Source organism: Streptomyces sp. NPDC020362, assembly GCF_040642095.1.
In the GTDB taxonomy this organism is placed as follows: domain Bacteria; phylum Actinomycetota; class Actinomycetes; order Streptomycetales; family Streptomycetaceae; genus Streptomyces.
This window is the reverse complement of sequence record NZ_JBFAET010000440.1, coordinates 1-2,341: the sequence shown is the minus strand read 5'-3', so window position 1 is coordinate 2,341 and position 2,341 is coordinate 1. Positions and strand designations below refer to the sequence as shown.

Genomic DNA, 2,341 nt, shown 5'->3' with positions numbered 1-2,341 from the left:
GCACGGCACCACGAGGGCCTCGCGCTCGCCCGGCGCGGGCGGTGGGCCCAGTCGGGCGAGATCCACCGGGCCGTCGCCGCCGAACGGGCGGCACTGCTCGGCCCCGAGCACCCCGACACCCTCGCCAGCCGCTACGAGGTCGCCTTCACCCTCAGCCGCACCGGCCGCGCCGCCGACGCACTGCGCGCCTACGCGGACGTCGCCGCCGCCCGGGAACGCGTCCTCGGCCCCGACCACCCCGACACGCTCGCCGCCCGCCAGGAAACGGCCTACGTCCTGGGGCAGTTGGGGCGTCACTTCGAAGCCCACCAGAGCTACACCTCGGTGCTGGCGGCCCGGATCAGCGTTCTCGGCCAGGACCATCCGGACACCCTGCGCTGCCGGCACAACCTCGCCTTCAACCTCAGCCGGCTCGGCCGGCTCGACGACTCGTACCGCATGGCCCACGACGTGGCGGCCGCCCGCGCCCGGGTGCTCGGCCCCGAGCACCCCGACACCCTGGTCACCCGCTACGAAGTCGCCTACGCGCTCGGCCAGTTGGGCCGCTGGGAAGAGGCGCTGCAGACCTACCGCGAGGTCGCCGAGGCGCGTGCCCGGACCCTCGGCCCCGACCACCCGGACACACTCGCCGCCCGCTACGAGGCCGGGATCAGCCTGGGCCGCCTAGGCCGCAGCACGGACGCCCTCCTCCTGTACCGCGGCCTGATCGAGGACCGCACCCGCGTCCACGGCGCCGCCCACCCCGAAACCCTGCGCGCCCGCCACGGCCTCGGTGTCAACCTCGGCCGGCTCGGCCGTTGGGAGGAGGCCCTCGCCGAGGCCCGCGACGTGTGCGCACAGCGCGAGCTTGTCCTCGGCGCCGACCACCCGGACACACTGGTCAGCCGCCGGGAGGTCGCCGTCGCCCTGGGCTGGCTGGGCCGCTGGGCGGACGCCCTCACCGCGTACCGGCGGGTGGCCACGGCCCGCGAGCGCGTCTTCGGCGCCGACCACCCCGACACCCTCGCCAGCCGCAACGACGAGGCCCACTGCCTGGAACAGCTCGGCCGCGGCGCGGAGGCGGTCGAGCTGTACCGCAGGGTGGCGGTCCTGCGGCAGCAACAGGCGGCGGGGGGCCGCTGATGCGGGACCGGGCGGCCGCCCGGAACGCGTCGCCCTGGTCAGGGTGACGCTGCCGCAGGGAGCGGAAGGGAGCGACGCCGCAGGTTGCCGTGCGGGAGTACCGGTTCACCTCCGGCCGGGCGGACGAGGGGCACGGCCTTCTGCCGGTGGGGCCGGAGCGCGGCCCCTACGCAAATGCCGGTCGGTGAGGAGGCCGCCGCCCGCCTCACCGGCAGACCCGGCGCGGCAGACCCGGCGCGGCAGACCCGGCGCGGCGGGGCCGTACGGCCATCCGGCCATCGAGCCGTACGGCCCGCCGCGATCAGCACCGGAGAGCGGCGGCCGGGACCGGCCGGCGTACCGAGCGGCCCGACCGAGCCCGGCCGGCTCTCGCCGGGCGGTACACGGACGACGTCCGGGAAGACTCGGCCGGGAGCCGGGCCGCCTGCCTCTGGCCGACCTAGATCATCCCGTGTTACCAAGAACCATGACCGCACTCGAGGGATCCCGGACATACGACGCCGTCATCGTCGGCGGAGGGCACAACGGCCTGGTCGCCGCCGCCTATCTGGCCCGGGCCGGCCGGTCCGTGCTGGTGCTGGAACGGCTCGACCACACCGGCGGCGCGGCCGTCTCCACCCGCCCGTTCGCCGGTGTCGAGGCCCGGCTGTCGCGCTACTCGTACCTGGTCAGCCTGCTGCCGCAGAAGATCGTGCGCGACCTGGGGCTGGACTTCCGCGTCCGCAGCCGCACCATCTCCTCGTACACCCCCGTGGACCGCGGCGGCCGCCCCACCGGACTGCTGGTCGGCGGCGGCGAACAGCGCACCCGGGAGGCCTTCGCCCGGCTGACCGGCGGCGAGCGCGAGTACGAGGCCTGGCAGCGCTTCTACGGCATGACCGGCCAGGTCGCCCGGCGTGTCTTCCCGACCCTCACCGAACCCCTGCCCACCCGTGACGAGCTGCGCCGCCGCATCGACGACGAGGACGCCTGGCGCACGCTGTTCGAGCAGCCGATCGGCGTCGCGATCGAGGAGAGGTTCAGCGACGACCTGGTGCGGGGCGTGGCCCTCACCGACGCGCTCATCGGCACCTTCGCCGACGCCCACGACCCCTCGCTTCGGCAGAACCGCTGCTTCCTCTACCACGTCATCGGCGGCGGAACCGGAGCCTGGGACGTGCCGGTCGGAGGCATGGGCGCCCTCACCGACGCCCTGGCCGCCGCGGCCCGTGAGGCGGGC

The 2,341-nt window shown here is 75.5% G+C and carries 2 protein-coding genes; both read left to right on the top strand.

What is annotated here, in order from left to right; genetic code table 11:
* The coding region (locus tag AB0H32_RS47975) for a tetratricopeptide repeat protein (protein ID WP_361135954.1) at positions 1-1,122 on the top strand (1,122 nt) is incomplete at its 5' end.
* 466 nt (positions 1,123-1,588) lie between these two features.
* Positions 1,589-2,341, top strand: a 753-nt coding sequence (locus AB0H32_RS47970) for an FAD-dependent oxidoreductase (protein WP_361135950.1), incomplete at its 3' end; no start/stop codon positions are given.